General features: G+C 66.2%; 14 protein-coding genes and 2 pseudogenes. 6 read left to right on the top strand and 10 right to left on the bottom strand.

Annotated features, from left to right (window positions below; translation table 11 throughout):
* The first annotated feature begins 31 nt into the window (after positions 1–31).
* Both ABZ293_RS22895 and ABZ293_RS22890 read left to right on the top strand, forming a co-directional pair.
* On the top strand, positions 32–847 hold the full coding sequence (locus ABZ293_RS22895; protein WP_355183592.1) for a MerR family transcriptional regulator: 816 nt from the start codon (positions 32–34) through the stop codon (positions 845–847).
* Between the two features lie 16 nt (positions 848–863).
* On the top strand, positions 864–1,214 hold the full coding sequence (locus ABZ293_RS22890; protein ID WP_355183590.1) for a VOC family protein: 351 nt from the start codon (positions 864–866) through the stop codon (positions 1,212–1,214).
* A gap of 60 nt (positions 1,215–1,274) precedes the next feature.
* Here ABZ293_RS22890 and ABZ293_RS22885 read toward each other — a convergent pair whose 3' ends face one another.
* Positions 1,275–2,903 (bottom strand): GMC oxidoreductase, encoded by a 1,629-nt coding sequence (locus tag ABZ293_RS22885; protein WP_355183588.1) that lies wholly within the window; start codon positions 2,901–2,903, stop codon positions 1,275–1,277.
* A gap of 284 nt (positions 2,904–3,187) precedes the next feature.
* Here ABZ293_RS22885 and ABZ293_RS22880 point away from each other — a divergent pair, with 284 nt between their 5' ends.
* A complete protein-coding gene (locus ABZ293_RS22880) occupies positions 3,188–4,375 on the top strand; it encodes a cytochrome P450 (protein ID WP_355183586.1) in 1,188 nt (395 codons plus the stop codon).
* A gap of 42 nt (positions 4,376–4,417) precedes the next feature.
* On the opposite strand, the gene ABZ293_RS22875 is transcribed toward ABZ293_RS22880, so the two are convergent.
* Positions 4,418–4,852 carry an SRPBCC family protein gene (locus tag ABZ293_RS22875; RefSeq protein ID WP_355183584.1) on the bottom strand — a complete coding sequence of 145 codons (435 nt, stop codon included), beginning with the start codon at positions 4,850–4,852 and terminating at the stop codon, positions 4,418–4,420.
* 418 nt (positions 4,853–5,270) lie between these two features.
* On the opposite strand from ABZ293_RS22875, the gene ABZ293_RS22870 reads away from it, so the two are divergent.
* The gene (locus tag ABZ293_RS22870) at positions 5,271–6,707 is read left to right on the top strand and encodes an FAD-binding oxidoreductase (RefSeq protein ID WP_355183582.1); all 1,437 of its coding nucleotides are present in this window, start codon (positions 5,271–5,273) and stop codon (positions 6,705–6,707) included.
* On the top strand, positions 6,704–8,020 hold the full coding sequence (locus ABZ293_RS22865) for a class I SAM-dependent methyltransferase (RefSeq protein WP_355183581.1): 1,317 nt from the start codon (positions 6,704–6,706) through the stop codon (positions 8,018–8,020). Before ABZ293_RS22870 ends, ABZ293_RS22865 begins: the two co-directional genes overlap by 4 nt.
* A gap of 23 nt (positions 8,021–8,043) precedes the next feature.
* On the opposite strand, the gene ABZ293_RS22860 is transcribed toward ABZ293_RS22865, so the two are convergent.
* Positions 8,044–11,625, bottom strand: a complete 3,582-nt coding sequence (locus ABZ293_RS22860) for a protein kinase (RefSeq protein WP_355183578.1) — start codon at positions 11,623–11,625, stop codon at positions 8,044–8,046.
* Positions 11,626–11,973: 348 nt separating this feature from the next.
* On the bottom strand, positions 11,974–12,435 hold the full coding sequence (locus ABZ293_RS22855) for an SgcJ/EcaC family oxidoreductase (protein WP_355183576.1): 462 nt from the start codon (positions 12,433–12,435) through the stop codon (positions 11,974–11,976).
* 92 nt (positions 12,436–12,527) lie between these two features.
* Here ABZ293_RS22855 and ABZ293_RS22850 point away from each other — a divergent pair, with 92 nt between their 5' ends.
* Positions 12,528–12,980, top strand: a complete 453-nt coding sequence (locus tag ABZ293_RS22850) for a MarR family transcriptional regulator (protein ID WP_355183574.1) — start codon at positions 12,528–12,530, stop codon at positions 12,978–12,980.
* A gap of 26 nt (positions 12,981–13,006) precedes the next feature.
* Here the strand turns inward: ABZ293_RS22850 and ABZ293_RS22845 are convergent.
* The 6 genes and pseudogenes from ABZ293_RS22845 to ABZ293_RS22820 all read right to left on the bottom strand — a co-directional run.
* Positions 13,007–13,303: pseudogene (locus tag ABZ293_RS22845) on the bottom strand (esterase-like activity of phytase family protein); the annotation flags it as partial.
* A gap of 15 nt (positions 13,304–13,318) precedes the next feature.
* Positions 13,319–13,672: a hypothetical protein gene (locus tag ABZ293_RS22840; protein WP_355183572.1), complete on the bottom strand. Its 354-nt coding sequence runs from the start codon at positions 13,670–13,672 to the stop codon at positions 13,319–13,321.
* Positions 13,673–13,676: 4 nt separating this feature from the next.
* Complete coding sequence (locus ABZ293_RS22835; protein WP_355183570.1) at positions 13,677–14,138, bottom strand: hypothetical protein; 462 nt, start codon at positions 14,136–14,138, stop codon at positions 13,677–13,679.
* A gap of 163 nt (positions 14,139–14,301) precedes the next feature.
* Entirely contained in the window at positions 14,302–16,452 is a 2,151-nt protein-coding gene (locus ABZ293_RS22830; protein ID WP_355183568.1) for a 3-hydroxyacyl-CoA dehydrogenase NAD-binding domain-containing protein, read from the bottom strand.
* A 39-nt stretch (positions 16,453–16,491) separates the two neighbouring features.
* A complete protein-coding gene (locus ABZ293_RS22825) occupies positions 16,492–17,706 on the bottom strand; it encodes an acetyl-CoA C-acetyltransferase (protein ID WP_355183566.1) in 1,215 nt (404 codons plus the stop codon).
* Positions 17,707–18,032: 326 nt separating this feature from the next.
* A pseudogene (locus tag ABZ293_RS22820) lies at positions 18,033–19,570 on the bottom strand (hypothetical protein); the annotation flags it as partial.

Genomic DNA, 19,570 nt, shown 5'->3' with positions numbered 1-19,570 from the left:
CTCCCGTCACTGGAGGGTGTTCGCTGGAGACATGACAGCGACAGTCTCCATCGGGGAGTTCGCCCGGCTGACCTACCTCAGCGTGAAAACGCTGCGGTACTACCACGAGGTCGAACTGCTCGAACCCGTCGCGATCGACGCCGGATCGGGATATCGGCGCTATTCGATCGATCAGGTCGCGCAGGCCCATCTGATCCGGCGGCTGCGCGGGCTGGATATGCCGCTGCCCGAGATCAAGGCGGTGCTGGCCGCCTCGGATACCGAATCCCGGGACACGGCACTGCGCGCCCATCTGGCGCGCATGGAAGCGGAGTTGCAGCGCACGCGGTCGGTGGTGGCATCGCTGCGGTTGCTGCTGACACCGTCCGCGCCGATCACCGTCGAATACCGATCGATCCCGGCCTTCCCGGCGCTCGCCCGCGTCGAATCGGTCACCAGGGACGCACTCGGGGATTGGTGCGCGGCCACGTATCCGCTCCTGCACGAGACACTGGCCGCGACGAATATCGCACCCACCGGTGTCGACGGCGCAACCTATTCGATGGAATTCTTCGCCGACGACGAGGGTGAGGTCGCCGCCTTCGTCCCGATCCCGGCCGCGGCCGATATCGCAGTGCCGGAGGAACTCTCGATCATCGAACTGCCCGCGCGCCGCTTCGCCGTGGCCGTGCACGCGGGCCCCTTCGACGATTTCGACCGCACCTACGGCGCCCTCGGCAGCCACGTCGCCGAACACGACACCGCACTGGCCGAACCGGTCCGGGAGCTCTATGTCCTCGGCCCCGGCGAAATCGACGATCCCACCGCATACCGCACCGAAGTCTGCTGGCCCATTGGTCGGCTCTGAAATAGGGAGAACCACAATGACACTCACCATCGGGCACATCACCTTCGATTGCGCCGATGCGGCCGCGCTGGCCAGTTTCTGGTCCGAGCTATTGGATCGGCCGCTGGATGCGAGCGCGAGCACCAAGTTCGCCACCGTCGGTATGGCCGCAGGGATTTCGCCGGTGCTGATGTTCATCCAGGTGCCGGATAAGACGCCCGGCAAGAATGTGATCCACCTGGACCTGAACGCCGCCGACTGGCGCGAGCAGATCGATCGCGCGATCGGCTTGGGCGCCAAGCACATCGGCGACTTCGTCGAATACGGCGTGCAGTGGGTAACGCTGGCCGATCCGGAGGGCAACCTGTTCGATATCGCGGCCAGCTGATCGTCGGGTAGCCACATCCAGCGGTCGGACTCTGGTGTCCGGATTCCGACGTCCCGTCGACTACCGCCCAGAACGAATGATCTCTGCGATATTGCGCTCGGCCAGCGCGCTGATCGTCAGCGACGGGTTCACTGTTCCGGTGCTGCCTGGCACGGCCGCCCCGTCCATTACGTACAGGCCTCGATGCCCGGAAACCCGGCCGTAGCGATCTGTCGCGCGTCCGATCACCGCACCGCCCAACGGATGTGGGGTGAACGAGGCGTTCGCTTCCCAGGCCGGTCGGGCGGGCAGGCCGGGCACGCCCGCCTGCTCGTTGACCTCCCGCGCTCGCGCGAGGTAGCCGGCCGCGCCGTTGTCCGGCCATTGCAGGTTCACGCGCCCGTCGGCCGGGTTGTAGACGAACCGGCCGCGGGTGTCGTCGAGCACCATGCCCAGCGATCCGAGAATGCCGATATCGAGGGGTGTCACACCGGGGACGAACCAGTTCTCCAGTGATACGGGTGCGCCCGCCTCGTCCAGGATCCGGCTCACGGACGCGGCGCCCTGGGTACCCACGACGGGCAAGCTGGCCGACCGCGCCAACACGACGTCGCCGTTGCCGCCCCAGCCTTCGCCGATGTGCTCGTTCAGGTTCGGCAGCGCGCCGGTCGCCTGCGCGCGCACCAGCAGCTCGGAAGTGCCGACGGAGCCCGCGGCGAGGAACAGCGTGTCGCAGGTCAGCGTCCGGGTACGCAACACCTCGCCGGTAGGGGCGAGTTTGGTAACGGTGACGGCATAGCGACCCGGTTCCTCGGCGATGGCATCCACGCGATGGCCGGGATAGATCTGGGCACAGCCGGTGCCCTCGGCATAGCGCAGATAGTTCTGGTTCAGATCGAACTTCGCACCGTTGGAATTGCCCAGGTTCGAACGGCCGATCGTCGCCGACGGCAGCGACCGTCCGGCCAGCTCGTCGCGGATGATGTTCCAATTCCAACTGCTGTCGATGCGCTGCGGTGTATGCCCGGCCGCGCGGACCTGGTCGTCCCAGGCCCGCGAATGCGCGAACGCCCAAGAGTCATAGATGTCATCCGGTACCGGGCTCAGCCGCAACATCTCTCGGACCCTGGGGTAGTAGACCTCGTGCATCTCGCGGTAGTCGACCACACCGCGGAACACTTGGTCGAAGAACCGCTGCTCCGGCTCGATCATCACCCCGGTGAACACCACCGAGCCACCGCCCACACACGCACCGCGCCACACGTCCATGCCCGGGTAACAGCAAACGTCGAGGACCCCGCCGAACGCATCGAACTGCACCGGGATCCGGTTCGCACCGGTAAAGGTGGTGCAATGCCAGAAGCCGCGGCCATCCGGAATCGTGTCGCCGCAGAAGATGTCGCGCCACGGATCATTCGGCCAGCGCGACCCGCGCTCGAGCACCGCGACCTGGACTCCGGCCTCCGCCAGGCGCAGCGCGGTGATCGCACCCCCGAACCCCGATCCGATGACGATCGCGGGCACATGATCGGCCGGATCCGGCAGCGGCGCGAAGATCTCCGGCACCAGCATGCGGTACACCGGCGCAATCGGGCTCGGGCTGAAGTCTTCGGCCCGTGCCGCCGACGCGGCTGCCGCAAGCGTGCTGCCACCCGCAAGACCCGTCATCGCGGCCAGGCCAGCGCCCCTAATGAAACCACGTCTGTCCATGGTGCACCTCACCTGATCTGAACGTCGTTCCATCACCTCCGGCGCCCAAAAACCAAAATTGGTGAGCGCTCGGAACACGGTTACACGCGGGCGCGTCGTCGAGGCGTAGCAGCCGGGCCGCAGCAACGCAACGCTCCGCCATAGCGACTATCTATCATAGGTAAGAAACCGGAGTGGGAGGTGACAACGTATTGATCCGCGTGTGGATTAGGTGGCTGCTGTTACATGGCCTGCCACGGTTCCTTCTCCTGTTGACGGCGCGCGGGGGCAATCCCCTCGGGCAGATGGCGATCGGTCCGGATCGTCTGCTCGGCTCGTCGAGCTACCTGGAGCAGATCCGGCAGCGGGGCCGGATCCCCACGATATCGGGGGCGCGCGTGACCGCGGACTACGAAGTGTGCCGACTCATCCTGCGGGACCGTCGCTTCAGCGTGGTCACGCCCAACCATCGAGCCCTGCCCAAGCCGATCCAATGGGTGATGACCAAGACGGATCCGGAGCTGCCCAACCTCACGGAACCGCCCTCGATGCTGGTGACCGATCCGCCGGATCACACCCGCTACCGTCGCCTGGTCGGGCAGGCATTCACCCCGAAGGCGATCGCCGAACTGCGGGAACGGGTTGTCGAAGTGACCGATGACCTGCTCGACAACCTGCAATCGAAGCCGCGGCCGGATCTGATCGTCGACTTCTGCCAACAGCTGCCCGTCGCGATCATCGCCGAGATCCTCGGGTTGCCCGCCGAGATGCATGCGACCCTGCTGAAGTGGGGAGACAGCGGTGCGCCGCTGCTCGAACGCGGTCTGAGCTGGGCCACCTACCGCCACGCCATCGAAGATCTGGCCGAGGTCGAGCAGTACTTCAACCAATACCTCGACAGGCTCACCGCCGCACCGGGCGACGACGTGCTCAGCATGCTGGTGAAGGGTGGCGAGCTCACCCGCCGGGAGCAGATGGCCAATGCGGCGCTACTGCTGGACGCCGGGTTCTTGACCACGGTGAATATGCTCGGCAACGGAATCGCCCTGCTGACAAGTCATCCGGACCAGCTGGAACTGTTGGCCGCGCAGCCGGAGCTCTGGCCGCGCGCGGTCGAGGAAATCCTGCGCTACGACGGTCCGGTGCGGATGACGGGCCGGGTCGCGAGCTGCGAGGTCGACATCGCCGATCAGCGCGTCAAATCCGGTGCCCTGATACTGCTGTCGTTGGCGGGCGCCAACTACGACCCCGCAGTCTTCCCCGATCCCGAAAGATTCGATATCACCAGGGCCAACGCCGGGGACCATCTCTCGTTCGGCAGCGGGATGCACGGCTGCCTGGGAGCGACGCTGGCCCGATTGGAAGGCACCGTCGCGCTGCGAGCCCTCTTCGAGCGGTTCCCGGATCTGCGCCTGGACGGCCCGCCGATCCCGCATCCCCTGCGGAACCTGCACGCCTACCGCTCGATGCCCGCCAAACTATATGCCGCCTGATCGAAAGGCCCGGCACGTGTGGTGCCGGGCCATTCGGTTGTCTCAGGCGAGTTCGCGCGCCAGATTCGCGAGCACCTCGGCCTGAATCTTCTTCAGCCCCAACGGTGCGAAGATGCCCTCGAAGATGCCGGCGACACCGCCCGCGCCCTGCCACGAGGTACGCAGGGTTATCCGCGAACCCGAACCGTCCGGCGTCACCGTCCAGGTGTTCACCAGCGTCGAATTCGAATCCCGTTCGGTCACGATGGAATCGGAAACCGAAACGACCGCATGCACATTGCGGGAACGCTTCTCGGTGGCCTGCAGGGTCCACTCGGCGACGGTGCCCGCCCCCTTGCCGCCCTCCACCACCTTGTAGTCGCGGTAGTGCGAGGACAGGATGCGCGGACGCACCGTCTCGTAATCCGCGATGGCCTCGAGTGTGCGCTGCGGATCCGCCGCGACGGTGATCGAACTGCTGGCGCTGACCTGTCCCACAATGAGCTCCTTGTCCGGCTGCGTCTTCTGGTCGCTCCGCGGGCTCGCTCCCCGCGGTTCGGTCGCTCCGCGGCTCCGCTCCCGCGGCTTCCCCCTTATCCTGCCCTGTCGGCGGCGCTGCGTGGCGTCGAGGTCGGTCCGCGCGGCGCGATGTTGATCACCGCGCGCCGACCGGTCCACACTGTTAGGCTTCGATCAGATTGCGCCGGAGGGGATCCATGCAATACATCGTGCGAAACGGCTGCTCGACGCGGGAGCGGAGCCCGCGCGACGAGCAGCGAACACGGCCCGGATCACCGCTGCACTGATACGGCGAGTCCTTGATATTCCCGATGCAACGGATCCGTGACATTTATCCCTCGTCTACGTCATGGCAGTGGCTCGGCGAACCGGTGCGTATTAGCGTCGAGGAGTGGCAGTGAGTCTGTTGGGGAAGGCCGGACCCGCGTCGGCCGCACACGAATCGGGTTTCGCCGCGCATCGGGCGGGTGTGGACCGACTGTTGGCCAGTTATCGCGCAATACCCACCGACGCCAACGTCCGACTGGCGAAGAAGACCTCGAATCTGTTCCGGGCCAGGGCCAAGAACACCGCACCCGGACTCGACGTCTCCGGACTGGCCAAGGTCATCGCGGTGGACGCCGAGGCCAAGACCGCCGAGGTGGCCGGGATGACCACCTACGAGGATCTGGTCGCCGCCACCCTGCCCTACGGACTGGCCCCGCTGGTGGTGCCGCAGCTCAAGACGATCACCCTCGGCGGCGCGGTCACCGGCCTCGGCATCGAGTCCACCTCGTTCCGCAATGGCCTGCCACACGAGTCGGTACTGGAGATGGACGTGCTGACCGGCGCGGGCGAAATCATCACCGCGACACCGGATGGCGAGCACGCCGATCTGTTCCGCGGCTTCCCGAACTCCTACGGCACCCTCGGTTACTCGGTCCGCCTGAAGATCGAACTGGAGGCCGTGCGGCCCTATGTGGCGCTGCGCCACATCCGCTTCCATGATCTGCGCGAACTCGAATCCACCCTGGCCCAGATCGTCACCGATAAGACCTACGACGGTGAACCCGTCGACTACCTCGACGGCGTGGTCTTCACCGCCGACGAGAGCTACCTGACGCTGGGCCACCAGACCGACGAGCCCGGCCCGGTCAGCGACTACACCGATCTGGACATCTACTACCGGTCCATCCAGCACGACTCCGCACAACCCAAGCGTGACCGACTGACCATCCACGACTACCTGTGGCGCTGGGACACCGACTGGTTCTGGTGCTCGCGCGCCTTCGGTACGCAGAATCCGAAGATCCGTCGGTTCTGGCCGAAGCGCTACCGCCGCAGCAGTTTCTACTGGAAGCTCATCGCGCTGGATCACAAGTACCACATCGGCGACAAGCTGGAGGCCCGCCAGGGCAACCTGCCGCGCGAGCGGGTGGTGCAGGACATCGAGGTGCCGGTCGAGCGGACCGCGGACTTCGTCGAATGGTTCCTGCGCGAAATTCCGATCGAACCGGTCTGGCTGTGCCCACTGCGGCTGCGGGAAACAACGGCGGCGACCGATGCCCGCCCGTGGCCGCTGTATCCATTGGCGCCCAACCGGACCTACGTCAATGTCGGATTCTGGTCCGCGGTCCCGACCGTCGCCGGTCAGCAGGAGGGCACGGCCAACCGCGCCATCGAGCGGACGGTGTCCGAATTCGACGGTCACAAATCCCTGTACTCGGATTCCTATTACGGCGAAGATGAATTCGCGGCCCTGTACGGCGGCGAAACCTACACCGAATTGAAGAAGCGCTACGACCCGGACCAGCGATTGCTGGATTTGTATTCGAAGGCGGTGCAACGCAAATGACTACATTCAAGGACCGTTCCGATGTCTTCGCGGACCTCGGGACAAAACTCAGCATTGCCGAGATCTTCGAGACCCTGATCGACGGCGATGTCCCGATCCGGCTGACCGCCTACGACGGCAGCACGACCGGACCGGAGGATTCGGAATACAGCCTGGAGATCAAGACCCCGCGCGGCATCAACTACCTGGCGACCGCGCCCGGCGACCTAGGCATGGCCCGCGCGTACATATCCGGTGATCTGACCGCCACCGGCATCCACCCCGGCGATCCGTACAACATTCTGAAGGCGATGGACGGCTTGAAGTTCCGTCGTCCTTCGGCGCTGGCGCTGGTCACCATCGCCCGCTCGCTCGGATGGGAGCGGCTCAAACCGATCGCACCGCCCCCGCAGGAGACGCTGCCGCGGTGGCGCCGGATCGCACTGGAAGGCCTGCGGCACTCCAAGACTCGCGACGCCGAGGCCATCCACCACCACTACGACGTCTCGAACACCTTCTACGAATACGTCCTCGGCCCCTCGATGACCTACACCTGCGCGGTCTATCAGGACGAGAACTGGACGCTGGAGCAGGCCCAGGAGAACAAGTACCGCCTGGTCTTCGACAAGCTGCGGCTGAAGGAGGGCGACCGCCTGCTCGATATCGGGTGCGGCTGGGGCGGCATGGTGCGCTATGCGGCCAAGCGCGGCGTCAAGGTCATCGGCGCGACACTATCCGCGGAACAGGCGGAGTGGGCGCAGCAGCGGATCGCCGAACAGGGACTGTCGGAGCTGGCCGAGGTGCGGCACTCCGATTACCGCGATATTCCGGAGGTCGGCTTCGACGCCGTCTCGTCGATCGGGTTGACCGAACACATCGGTGTGCACAACTACCCGTTCTACTTCGACTACATCAAGAGCAAGCTGCGCGAGGGTGGCCTGTTCCTGAACCACTCCATCACCCGGCCGGACAACACCCGGACCACCAAGGCCGGTGACTTCATCGACCGCTATGTCTTCCCGGACGGCGAACTGATCGGCTCGGGCCGGATCATCTCCGAGATCCAGAATGTCGGCCTCGAGGTGACGCACGAGGAGAATCTGCGCGAGCACTACGCGCTCACCCTGCACGAATGGTGTAAGAATCTGGTCACCAACTGGGATGCGTGCGTCGCGGAGGTCGGCGAGGGCACCGCGAAGGTGTGGGGCCTGTACATGGCCGGTTGCCGACTCGGCTTCCAGCGCAATGTGGTTCAGCTGCACCAGGTGCTCGGCGTCAAACTCGGCCCGAACGGCGAATCCGGTCTGCCGCTGCGGCCATGGTGGCAGCCGTAACCATTACCCCGCGACTGCCCGTCCTAGCCGAGGAGTTCATCCAGGAATAGGGCGGGCAGTGCGGTATCTCCGGTTTGTCCCGGTGTGCCACGCATTTCGGTGCGCAGCACCCCCAGGATGGACAGCACACCGGGGCCCGCATCCAAAAGTGGCATGGTCCAGCCGTGTTCGGCACAGGTGGCCGCGGCGGGCAGCAGCAGTCCGGTGGCCTCGCCGACCCAGCCGGAGGCGGCCAGACATTCGGCCAACAGCAGTGCGGTATCCAATTCCGCACGGGGGCGCTGCTGTTCGACCATCCGGCCGTGCAGTGCGCGGGCCCGGCGCACCGCACGATCATCCGAACGCAGCTGACGTCCGGCCAGCAGCGCCCGGATGGCGGCGATCTCCTCCGCCTCCGCCGCCAGCGCCGCCGCACCCGTCATCCGATGTGCCTGGTGAATGGTTCCGGAGATATCCGATTCGTATCCGGACGCGGCGTCGGCAGCCCGCCGGGCCGCGGTATCGGTCAGCAGGCCGAGGCGCAGCCGCTCGGCGCGAATATGCGCGGCGAGCCGAATCAGCCGGTTATCGGTGGCGATTCGATCGCCCTCGTCGAGACGCGCGGTGGCCGTGTAGAGATCGCCGAGCGCGGCCTTGACCCGAGCGCCGATCACGAAGGTGGAGATCAGGAAGTCGACCGGACCGACCCGGGTGACCAATTCGTGGCTGTCGTCGAGCAGCCGATCAGCGGTATCGAGTTCGCCTCGGCGGTAATTCATCTCACCGACCAGCGCGGCGGCCACCCGCACGGCATGTGAGCGCGGCCCCGACCGCTCCCGCGCGGTCTCCCATGCCTGTTGGAAACAGCCTGTGGCGGTGGCGATATCGAGTTGTTCATAGGCCGCGGCACCCTGTCCGCACAGGCCGAATACCACGCCGAGCGGATCCTTGGATCGGGCGTGATACGGGGCGGCCCACTCCTGGATTTCGCGGGCGCCGTCGAAATCGAATTCGCACAGTCGCACGAAAGAGATCAGATTCGCCGCGGTCGATACGGTCCACGCGGGCAGTTCGTCGGGCTTTTCCAGACAGTCGGCCACCCGGTCCAGTACACCCTCGGTGTGGTCGCGTGCGATCTGGTCCGAGGCCGCGAGCACTGCCGCCTCACAGCGCTGCCGGACCACATCGTCATCGCTGGCGGACCCGCGCGCCAGCACATTGGACAATCGGCTCAAAGCGGTCCGGGCCGCACTGGACTGCTGCAGATTCACATTCGCCCTGGCGACTGCCATCAGCAGTTTGGATCGCGAAGCCACTTGCTGCACCGGCAGTTTCGATACCGTGCCCAGCAGCGTCGCGAGCCGGGACTTGTCGATGAGGTCCATGCCGCCGCTCTCGAGCAGGTCGAGGGCCATCTTCAGATCCGTCGCCGCCAGCGCGTGATCGACCGACTTGCGCAATAGCTGGTGTTCGGCGTACCAGCGGGATGCCTTGCGGTGCAATGCCCGCAGCTCGGCCGGGTCGGAACGCTCCAACCGCGCCCGCAGATGTTCGGCGAACAGCGGCTGCATCCGGAACCACTCGGGATCGTGGGCAATGCGCCGCACGAACAACTCTCGCTGTTCGGCCTGCTCCAGCAGCTGTTCACCGTCCGGATCCTCCGACAGCGCCGAGGCCAGCGAACCGCTGACGCGCTCGGTGATCGAGATCGAGGTCAGGAAGTCGAGCATCCTGGGTTCGAGCGTGTTCAGCACATTCTCGGCCAAATACTCGCGAATGCCGTGACTGCCCTCGGCGAGATTGGCGATCAACCGATCCGGATCGATATTGCCGCGCAATGACAAACTCACCAGCTGGATGGCGGCGGGCCAGCCGTCGGTGGTCGCGTGGATCTGCTCCACCTGGTTGTCGGTGAGTGCGAAACCATTGCGCCGCACCAGAATATCCTCGGTCTCCGCCGTGGTCAGGCGCAGCGCCGATGAGCCGATTTCGACCAGTTCGTCGTGCACCCGCATCCGGCTGGTCGGCAGGCCGGACTGTTCGCGGCTGGTCACCACGAAGCGCAGATGGTGACATCCATTGTCCAGCAAGGTATCCATCGCCCGATGCACGCCGGCATCGCCGACCCGATGCCAGTCGTCCACGATCACCACAACGGTGGAGCCGCTGGCATGGATCTCATCGATCAGGGTGGAGATGACGAAGGCGACCGCATCGGCGGGCCGTTCCTCGAGCACCTGGTCCAAACCCTCGCCGATATCCGGGCGGACCCGGCGGATCGCCTGGATGAGGTGGGCCAGAAACCAGATCTCGTTATCGTCGTCCTGATCCACACCGAGCCAGGCCACCGCGACCCCGGCATCGGAGAGTTCGGTGCGCCATTGCGCGGCCAATGTGCTCTTGCCGAATCCGGCCGGTGCATGGATCACCGCGAGCCTGCGACGGCCACCGGCGCGCAGCGTATCCAGCAGGCGCGGGCGCGGCACCGGGTCGCGGGCCGGGGTCGGCGGGCGGAATTTCGTCGTCGCCGTCGGCGGCAGTGTCGGCACGGCCGAGCTCGAATTGTCCGGATGCCGAGATACCGCGGGACGCAATGTCAATGGCCAACTGCGGCGTGCGGTGACCGCGGGCCGCGTCGAGGTGGATTCGGTCACGTCCGCATGATCCGGCTCACCCAGAACCACCGTGGTATCCAATAGCGCCATCTCATCGGGCATCTGGTCGTGTGCACTCTGCACCGCGCGCAGCTGCTCACCGAATTCGAATGCCGAGGCGGGCCGCTCACTCGCGTCGGTGTTCATCGCGTACTGGATGGCGTCGACGACATCGTCGGGGATGTCGTGACCGTGCAGATCCGGCACCGGCTGGGTGGTGATCCGCAGGAATTGCGCGATCACCTTCTCCCCCGACAGCCGCTCGAAGGCGGCGTGTCCGGTCAGCAACGCGAACAGCGTCGACCCGAGCCCGTACACATCGGAACGGACCGTCGGCTCAGCACCCTTGAGCACCTCGGGGGCGGTGAAGGCGGGTGAGCCGGTGATCAACCGGCTCGAGGTGCGGAAACCACCCGGGATCCTGGCGATACCGAAATCGGTCAGCTGTGGTTCACCGTAGGCGCTGAGCAGCACATTCGCTGGTTTGACGTCGCGGTGCAGAATCCCGGCACGATGTGCGCTCTCGATGGCACCGGCCAGCTTCACCCCGGCACGCAGGGAATCCGCCCAGGTGAGCGGCCCCTGTTCGCGGATGAGCTGTTCCAGCGATCCGCGGGTGCAATAGGGCATGACAATGAACGGCTGACCAGTCGGGGTGACATCGACCTGGAGAATGTCGACGATATTCGGATGCCCGGACACCCGTCCCATCGCCTGTTCTTCGCGCAGGAATCGTTCGCGGCTCTCCGCGTCGATCTCCTCGGACAGCACCTTCACCGCGACCACCCGGTTCAGTGCGTACTGGACACAGCGGTACACCACCCCGAACCCGCCCCGGCCGATCTCGACGGCACTCGACAGGCCCATCGCCTCCAGCTCGTCGACCATCTCGATGGGCGCATGTCGCTGAGTGTCCGATTCGGCCGGAGTCGATTCGGGGCTTGCCTTGCCCGAACGCATCTGTGGATTCACGTGACCACCTCGAACTCATATCGAATCGGCGTCACCGGCGATCAACAAACACACCGACATCGGACATCGCGAAACGATCCCGCGATGCCCGATATGCCTGCGCACACTCCAACGTAGCGCGGTATCAACCGGAGTGCGTGGCTTTCGAAACAGCGTGGCTCCGACCACGCGGCGGGTGCCAACCGCTCAGCGCTCGGCGGCGGGCCGCGTCGTTAACCGCCGCCCGCGGCGACGCCGAGGGTGATGGCGGAGGCGGCGAGGATGCGGGAGACGATGCGGCGGCGATTGCGCGGCTTGCGCTCTGGGGCGTTCATGGCAGGTCCTTCTGGCGAAAACGGCAGGGGGAGTTCAGCGTTCGGCGGACGGGCGGGCGGCGGGGGTGGACAGGTAGGTGATGCGCTCCATGAGCTTGTTGCGCTTGGTGTTCTGGAAGGCGGCGATCAGCCAGCGACCCTCACGACGGACCAGGGTGTAGGTCTGGGTCTTGCTCAGCTGATCGGTGCGCTTGGGCTGGCCCTTGTAGGTGTCGCCGTGGCTGTTGACCACGGCGGTGTCCGGTCCGTAGAAGCGGATGTCGACGATGTCGTCGGCCAGCCGGGTGCCCTTCAGGACGCTGCCGAACAGGGCACGGTGCGAGGCGGCGATATCGGCGCGACCGCGGTAGAGCGTGCCGAGAAAGCTTGTGTAGGTGGCGTCTTCGGTGAAGACCGCGCCGTAGGCGTCGGCGTCACCGCGCCCCCACGCCTCGATCAATTCCGTGAGCACGTCCTGGATGGCCTGGGTGTCCGCATTGGTGTCGGTGCCGCGCATGATGGTCCTCCGTGTTAGATTTCTTCTTACAAGAGCTTTCTTCGTCGAAGAAGTCTCTTCGTTGAAGAAGAGATTAGAAGCTGGAGGTATCCGTGTCAACACCGCCGATGCGCCCCGACGCGAGCGAGGTCTACCGCCGCTATCTGAGCGCGGTCATGCTGCACGGACAGGCGGGCGCCCGAGCCGTCGACCTGGGCGCGACAGACCTCTACGCGCTCAACATCCTGGAACTCAACGGCGCCATGACCCCCGGAGAACTCGGCGCCCGCAGCGGACTGACCACCGGCCCGACCACCCGTCTCATTGATCGCCTGGAGGACGCGGGCTATGTGCGCCGCGTCCCCGTGCCCGGCGACCGCCGCAAGGTCATTGTCGAATTGATCGACAAGCCAGCCGATCTCGACGAGATCCTGGCCCCCGCGCGCCGCCGCATCGGCGAAATCATCGGCGGCTATTCCGCCGAACAGCGCGAGGTGCTGTTCGACTACTTCACCCGCGCCGCCGATGCGTACTACCAGGCAGCCGAGGATCTGCGCCCCAGCTGAGCGCCACCGCAGATGCGATAGGGCTCCTAGTGGAGGGCCAGCGCAACGATCTGGGTGACCTGCTGGTCGGCGAAGTTGTTGTCGCTGACCAGGATCAAGGTTCGCGCACCCGATCGCAGGCGAGGCCCCCAGGTCATGCCCTCGAGATTGTCGATCGGATCCAGGCCGAGAACGGCGAGGTCGACCAACAGACGCTTGGCGACCGGACGGGCATTGTCGAGCGGCGCATCAAGGATATTGTTCGCGTCACTGGCATCGGCCTCGTCGATGCGGATCTCATTGCCGACGCCGACCACGAAAGAGCGTTCCAGGACCAGGAGTTTCGTGGGATCGAGCGATCACTCGGTCCGCTTCGGATGACCGGAGCATGCGAGCACCAGCCACACGGTCCGCTTGTCAGGATCAGGGCAATACCAGATGCGACCACCCGCGGTGACCTCATACTGCCACTGCTCCAAGACATTTCCGCCGATCAGCCGGGAGGCGAAGGCATCCCGCAGACGGTGCTGACGCGCCGAGTTCTCCGGTGTTGTCGGCCGTTCGGTCAGCACGATCCAGGCTTCCCAAGTGTTGGAGCGCGCCGTACGGCATAGCTCCTCCCAGCCCTTCGCGGCCTCTGATGTTGCGAAGCGCGCCTCCCACATGCCGGGTCGTGCTGGTGGCGCGACCCGGTCTCCACGCTTAGCGGGCATGGGGTCATTCCTCCCCGACCGGTTGGGGTACCGGGCCGAAGTCGTCGTCCAGTGGCCCGGAAAGCTGTTCGGCGAGTGCTGGATCGGCATAGATGGTGGCTGTGCTTCGCCACTCCTGAACGGTCTGCGCCAGCACCGACCACTCGCCGAGTTCCGCTGACGCCTGAAAGGCCCTGGCGAAGTCTTTGACGAACCGCGCCTTGGCCTCGACAGGCAGCACGTCGACCCAGGGAAACTCGTCGAGCAGTGCTCGGGCGGCGATATCGGCGGGCAGGTGCACCAGCACATTTCGCAGCGCTCGCGCGGCGGCGACAGAACCTTCCGACAGGGACTGTGCACGATCCTCGCGGATCAGCAGCAGCGGTACACCGTCGCGACGCCGAACCCGAACGTCGCCCTGGTCGGCCAGCCGCGCGACCTCTTTGGGATCACGTTGTAGCTCGCTCCACTGAACTTCGGTAACCATGGCTCCATTCTGAACTTTTTCAGAAGTCTTGCCAAGGGGGATCGCTCACGCCGCGTTTCCGCCCGAAACGGCGAAAGCCCGCCACCGCGAAAAGCGGTGGCGGGCTGACCTTTTCGAGCGACCTGCAAGCAGTCGCTACGGCGCGTTGCGAATTACCGCGAGACTACTTGCGCAGCGAGGCCGGAACCTCGAAGCGCTCGCCGTAGGTCTTGGCGAGGTAGTCGGCGCGCTCGACGAAGGCCGCCTGGCCACCCGGGTAACCGACGATGAACTGGTGCACACCACCGGTCCAGGCCGGGAAGCCGATGCCGAAGATCGAGCCGATATTGGCGTCGGCGGTGGTGATCAGCACACCCTCGTCGAAGCACTTCTGGGTCTCGATCGCCTCGATGAACAGCATGCGGTCGATCAGATCCTGCAGCGGCACACCGAAACCGGCGGTGGTCTTGAAGTGCTCGCGCAGGCCCTGGAAGATGCCGATGCGCTTGCCGTCTTCGTCGTAGTCGTAGAAGCCTGCCTTCTCCAGGCGGCCCGGACGACCCTGCTCGACCAGGTAGTCGATGACGTCCTGAGCCGGGTGACGCTTCTTGCCCAGGGTGGCGTCGCCGTGCGCGGCGGCCTCGAGGGTCTCCTTGGCGATCTTCTGCATGAGCTTGAGGTTCAGCTCATCCGAGAGCTGCAGCGGCGCGGCCGGGTAGCCCGCCTGCAGACCCGCCTGCTCGATGGTCGCGGGCTCGATGCCCTCGGTCAGCATGGCGATCGCCTCGTTGACGAAGGTGCCGATCACCCGCGAGGTGAAGAAACCGCGGCTGTCGTTGACGACGATCGGGGTCTTCTTGATCGCGAGGGTGTAGTCGAACACCCGGGCCAGCGCCTCGTCCGAGGTCTTCTCACCCTTGATGATCTCCACCAGCGGCATCTTGTCGACCGGCGAGAAGAAGTGGATGCCGATGAAGTCCTCCTGGCGCTTCACGCCGGTCGCGAGACCGGTGATCGGCAGGGTGGAGGTGTTCGAGCCGAGCAGCGCGTCCGGGGTGACGATGTCCTCGATCTCCTGGAACACCTTGTGCTTGAGCTCGGTGTTCTCGAAGACGGCCTCGATGACGAAGTCGACACCGGCGAAGTCGGCCGCATCCGCGGTCGGCTTGATCCGGTCCAGCAGCGCCTTTGACTTCTCCTCGGTGGTCTTACCGCGGGACAGCGCCTTGGCCTCGATCTTCTCGGAGTAGTTCTTGCCGCGCTCGGCCGCCTCGATGGTGACGTCCTTGAGCACGACCTGGTAGCCCGCCTTGGCCGAGACGTAGGCGATACCCGCGCCCATCATGCCCGCGCCGAGCACGCCGACCTTGCGGATCTCCTTCTTCGGGACATCCTTGGGCCGCGAACCACCGTTGTTGATCGACTGCAGGTCGAAGAAGAACGCCTGGATCATGTTCTTCGCGACCGGGCCGGTCAGCAGCGAGACGAAGTAGCGCGATTCGATCAGCGACGCGTTGTCGATATCGACCTGCGCACCCTCGACCGCGGCCGCCATGATGGCGCGCGGTGCGGGCATGTTGGTGCCCTTGAGCTGCTTGCGCAGGTTGGCCGGGAAGGCCGGGAGGTTGGCGGCAAATGCGGGCGTAGACGGCGTGCCGCCCGGGATCTTGAAGCCCTTCTTGTCCCACGGCTGCACGCCGCCCTCGGGGTTGGCCTTGATCCACGCCTTGGCGGCGGGCACCAGCTCCTCGATCGAGCCGACGACCTCGTTGATCAGGCCGATCTCCTTGGCCTTGCCCGGGCGGTACTTGTTGCCCTGCAGCAGAACCTGCATGAGCGCGCCCTGCAGGCCGAGCATGCGCACGGTGCGGGTGACACCGCCGCCGGCGGGCAGCAGGCCCAGGCTCACCTCGGGCAGACCGAGCTGCACGCCCGGCACATCGGCCGCGATGCGGTAGTGGGTGGCCAGGGTGATCTCCAGGCCGCCGCCGAGGGCCGCGCCGTTGATCGCGGAAACGACCGGCTTGCCGAGGGTCTCCAGCCGACGCAGCGCCGACTTGATGGTGCCCAGCTCCTCCATGAGGGCCTGGCCGTCTTCCGGGCCGACCTTCATCATGTTCTTCAGGTCGCCACCCGCGAAGAAGGTCTTCTTGGCCGAGGTCAGCACCACACCGGTGATGTTGTCCTTCTCGGCCTCGAGCCGGTCCACGGTCGCGGTCATGGACTTCTTGTACAGCTCGTTCATCGTGTTGGCGCCCTGGTTCGGGTCGTCCATCGTCAAAACGACGATGCCGTCCGAATCCTGCTCCCAACCGATCATGTTGGTCTCGCTCACAGCTCTGTGTCTCCTTGAATTCTCAGCTGTCGGTTGGGGTTAGACGCGCTCGATGATGGTGGCAACGCCCATGCCGCCGCCGATGCACAGGGTGATCAGCGCGTAGCGGCCGTTGCGGCGCTCCAGCTCGTCGACCATGGTGCCGGTGATCATCGCGCCGGTGGCACCGAGCGGGTGGCCCATCGCGATGGCGCCGCCGTTGACGTTCAGCTTCTCGTCCGGGATCTGCAGGTCCTTCTGGAACTTCAGCACCACCGAGGCGAAGGCCTCGTTGATCTCGAACAGGTCGATGTCATCGACCGACAGACCGGCCTTGGCCAGCGCCTTGTGCGCGGCCGGGGTCGGGCCGGTGAGCATGATGGTGGAGTCGGCGCCGCTGGTGGCGGTGGCGACGATGCGGGCACGCGGGGTCAGGCCCGAGGCCTTGCCCGCCTCTTCCGTACCGACCAGCACCAGCGCGGCACCGTCGACGATGCCCGAGCTGTTGCCGCCGTGGTGGACGTGGTTGATCTTCTCGACGAAGTGGTACTTCTGCAGCGCGACCGCGTCGAAGCCGCCCATCTCACCGACCATGGCGAACGACGGGTTCAGCTTGGCCAGGTCCTCGGCGGTGGTGCCGGCGCGGCGGTGCTCGTCGTTGTCGAGCACGATGATGCCGTTCTGGTCCTTGACCGGAACAACGGACTTGGTGAAGTAGCCACCGGTCCACGCCTTGTCGGCGAGGTCCTGCGAGCGCACCGCGTAGGCGTCGACGTCGTCGCGGCTGAAGCCCTCGATGGTGGCGATGAGGTCGGCCGAAACACCCTGCGGCACAAAGTAGGTGTCGTAGTTGGTGGCCGGGTCCAGTGCCCAGGCGCCGCCGTCGGAGCCCATCGGCACCCGGGACATGGACTCGACGCCACCGGCGATGACCAGGTCGTCGAAGCCCGAGCGGACCTTCTGCGCGGCCAGGTTCACGGCCTCGAGGCCGGAGGCGCAGAAGCGGTTGATCTGGAAGCCGCCGACGGTATCCGGCATACCGGCCACGGTGACCGCGGTGCGGGCGATGTCCATGCCCTGGTCGCCGACCGGGGTCACGACGCCGAGGATGATGTCGGAGATCCGGTCCTCGTCGAGGTTGGGGAAGCGAACGCGCAGCTCCTGGATCAGACCAACCGTCAGATCAATCGGCTTCACCGAGTGCAGCGAACCGGTCTTCTTGCCGCGGCCACGTGGAGTGCGGATGGCCTCGTAAATGTAGGCCTCTGTGGTCATATCGGAGTATTTCCTTCCTTGGGGTGCGGCGGGGGCGAACATGCGTCCATCCACGCTCTATGCAGCGTCCGAACGTCATCCGTTCGAGCGCGTTGTGCAGCGACACCACGTTTGCGGCGTGGCCGCGGGAGACCTCGCCGACCGGGCCGGAACCCGGTCGTCCTAACGCTGTACAAAAGCCGACAAGCAGCGGTAATCGCGATTCCTACCGCCCAGTAGCCCTGGGCATACGATAGAACGTCGCGATACCGCAGTTCGCGGCCACCCGTTCATACTACCGTTGTGTGCGAACTCCGGTTAACTTAACGTCTTGTGAACGCCGGTTGTCAACCATCGAGTCGTGTGGCACCCAGCTCACTTTTGAGCAACTCCAAGGCGACCTCATCCGGGTCGCGCCGATCCCCCGGCGCCACCGGGGTCTGTGATTCAGCCAGCATCTCCTGCTCCTCCTCCGGCGTGGAGGGCGGTGGGACGCCGTCGATCGGCGGGTAGTCCATCGGACCCGGGTCATCCGGTAGATCGGGGTAGTCGGGCGGCGGAATATCGTCGTCGCCGCGGAACTGCCGGGCTTCGCCGCCCGGTGCGGGTCGCTGCGCACCGCCGGTCGCGGTATCGGCGGCCCTGGCCTGACTCGGTCGCGAGAATCGCGGCGGCGCGGGCGCATCCGAACCGCGGGCGGTCGCGTTGCCGGATTCACGTCCCGGCGCACTCCCGGCCGGCTGCCCGGTCTGGCCACGCCCCCGGCCCGCCTTCTGCGCTGCGGCGGCCGGCCGCGGCGCGGCGCCACCGGCCTCCCAGCGCACCGGATGATCACTGCCGAGCACGGCCCGCACCGCCGACCGCACCGCCTCCACATTCCGCGGATCCGACAGCCGCTGCGCCAATGGCGCGTGCTGATGCGCGAAAACGATCACATCCCCCTCGATCCGCGCCACCGAAGCCCCCGACAACAACGCCTGCACGGTAGGCCCGAACTCCCGAACCTTCGCCCGAATATCCGCCCAGGCCCCCTCCACTGCCCGCAACAGATCCACGTCCCCCTGCTGCTCCCCAGCAGTACTCGCACCACCCTGGTCCGCCGCACCACCCTGGTCCGCCGCGCCACCCTGGTCCGCCGCGCCACCCTGGTCCGCCGCGACACCCTGGTCCGCCGCGCGTCCATGCTGCGCCGCGACACCCTGCCGGGCGGCACCTTGCGGCACGGCAGCACCACCCGCACCCGCACCGGTCGTCGGCGCGCTCGCTTGCGCCGATGCCCCGGCCGCGGACGCCACCCGTTCTGCGTCAGCCTGGTCGGACCGTTGAGCCGACAATGACGCCGCGCCAGCACCGGTGGACCGTGCGTAGTCGCGCCCTGTGGGTGCGGTTGTCTCGGAAACCGCCTGTGTCCCTTCGGATTCCAGCAACCCGGCACCGGCCGACGAACCCGCCGCACCAGCAGACTCGCCCCCGGTCGGATCCGCGACGACGCGGTCTCCGGACTCGGCCGCCAGCGGCGGCGCGGCCACCTCCGGTCCAGCCGTATCGACCGGCACAAAGGCGAACTCCGGCCCCGCGTCCCCCTGCTCGCGGTCCGACTGCCGTCCAGCAGCGGCGCTCTGTTCGTCGCCAACAGCTTGCCGCGCAGTCTCCTCAACAGGCTGCGCCACAACGGCACCGCCCGCACCGACGACCTCATCCGACGCCGCACCGAGCCCGGCGGCCGAATGCTGCTCAGCGGCCGCGGCACGCTCCGCGGGCAGACGCGGCCCCGGAGCAGCAGCCTGCGTCGGAGCAGCAGCCTGCGTCGGAGCAGCAGCCTGCGTCGGAGCAGCAGCCTGCGTCGGAGCAGCAGCCTGCGTCGGAGCAGCAGCCTGCGTCGGAG

It is taken from the genome of Nocardia sp. NPDC005998 (assembly GCF_040614395.1).
Taxonomy (GTDB): Bacteria; Actinomycetota; Actinomycetes; order Mycobacteriales; family Mycobacteriaceae; genus Nocardia.
This window is presented reverse-complemented; position numbering and strand designations above follow the sequence as displayed.

Bases quoted from the DNA above. Each gene is read 5' to 3' on its own strand.
- ABZ293_RS22895 (WP_355183592.1), top strand. From the start codon at position 32: ATGACAGCGACAGTCTCCATCGGGGAGTTCGCCCGGCTGACCTACCTC.
- ABZ293_RS22890 (WP_355183590.1), top strand. From the start codon at position 864: ATGACACTCACCATCGGGCACATCACCTTCGATTGCGCCGATGCGGCC.
- ABZ293_RS22885 (WP_355183588.1), bottom strand. From the start codon at position 2,903: ATGGACAGACGTGGTTTCATTAGGGGCGCTGGCCTGGCCGCGATGACG.
- ABZ293_RS22880 (WP_355183586.1), top strand. From the start codon at position 3,188: ATGGCGATCGGTCCGGATCGTCTGCTCGGCTCGTCGAGCTACCTGGAG.
- ABZ293_RS22865 (WP_355183581.1), top strand. From the start codon at position 6,704: ATGACTACATTCAAGGACCGTTCCGATGTCTTCGCGGACCTCGGGACA.
- ABZ293_RS22855 (WP_355183576.1), bottom strand. From the start codon at position 12,435: ATGCGCGGCACCGACACCAATGCGGACACCCAGGCCATCCAGGACGTG.
- ABZ293_RS22840 (WP_355183572.1), bottom strand. From the start codon at position 13,672: ATGCCCGCTAAGCGTGGAGACCGGGTCGCGCCACCAGCACGACCCGGC.
- ABZ293_RS22835 (WP_355183570.1), bottom strand. From the start codon at position 14,138: ATGGTTACCGAAGTTCAGTGGAGCGAGCTACAACGTGATCCCAAAGAG.
- ABZ293_RS22825 (WP_355183566.1), bottom strand. From the start codon at position 17,706: ATGACCACAGAGGCCTACATTTACGAGGCCATCCGCACTCCACGTGGC.